Annotated in this window: 1 protein-coding gene; it reads left to right on the top strand. The window is 37.4% G+C overall.

Annotated features, from left to right (window positions below; translation table 11 throughout):
* The first annotated feature begins 111 nt into the window (after window positions 1-111).
* Complete coding sequence (locus FTU54_RS15125) at window positions 112-1,080, top strand: IS30 family transposase (RefSeq protein ID WP_257218617.1); 969 nt, start codon at window positions 112-114, stop codon at window positions 1,078-1,080.
* Window positions 1,081-1,087: the final 7 nt, after the last annotated feature.

Here is a 1,087-nt window from a genome sequence, read left to right as displayed (position 1 = left end):
GGCAGAGTAAAACTTGAAGTGCGACATAAACCACCTAATTAATTTAAAGGGTTTATGGAGTATATAAAATTGTCATACCATCATCTTAGCTTTGAAGATCGTACTGCATTAATGCTTGAGTCAAGAAAAGAAGGCTTTTCACCCAGAAAATTTGCTGAACTTATTAAAAGACATCCTAGTACGATCTATCGTGAACTTAAAAGAAATAGCATCAATGACGTTTATCAAGCTCGATATGCTTCTGATAACACCTTCGCTAGACGTAGACGTGGTCACAGAAAACTCAAAATCGACTCAATCCTCTGGAGATTTATTGTTGAAGCGATCCGTTGTTTATGGTCTCCTCAGCAAATATCGAAGCGTTTAAAGACATTTTCTGATTTGGATCAAACAATGAATGTAAGCCATACAACGATTTACTCAACGATACGAGCATTACCAAAGGGTGAGTTGAAAAAAGACTTATTATCCTGTCTGCGTCATGAAAATAAAAAGCGAAAAGCTAACGGTGAACCTAAAAAAGATTCTATATTACAGGATATTAAAACTATTCATGAGCGCCCAGCTGAAGTTCAAGAAAGAAAAATACCGGGTCATTGGGAGGCCGATTTAATTAAAGGTAAAGACAATAAAAGTTCGATAGCAACACTTATTGAACGAAATACACGGCTCTGTATCTTGGCAACATTACCTGATGCAAAGGCAGAATCAGTGCGCAAGGCTTTAACTGAAGCTCTGAAATATTTACCTGCAGAACTGCGTAAAACGTTGACCTATGACCGTGGACGTGAGATGTCAGAACATAAAATACTCGAAGAAGATTTAGGCATAGATGTATATTTCTGTGACCCACATTCACCATGGCAAAAAGGCACATGCGAAAATATGAATGGTTTAATTAGGCAATATTTACCTAAAGGGATTGATTTAAATCAGGCAGATCAGCATTATTTAAATCAAGTTGCCATGTCACTGAATACTCGTCCTAGAAAAGCGTTAGATTGGCTTACACCATTAGAGAAGTTTGCTCAGCTTGTTGATTATCATAAGGCTTTTGAAACTGTCGCACCTCATGTTTGAATTCGCC

It is taken from the genome of Acinetobacter sp. YH12116 (genome assembly GCF_013418895.1).
GTDB lineage: Bacteria > Pseudomonadota > Gammaproteobacteria > Pseudomonadales > Moraxellaceae > Acinetobacter > Acinetobacter indicus.
This window is presented reverse-complemented; position numbering and strand designations above follow the sequence as displayed.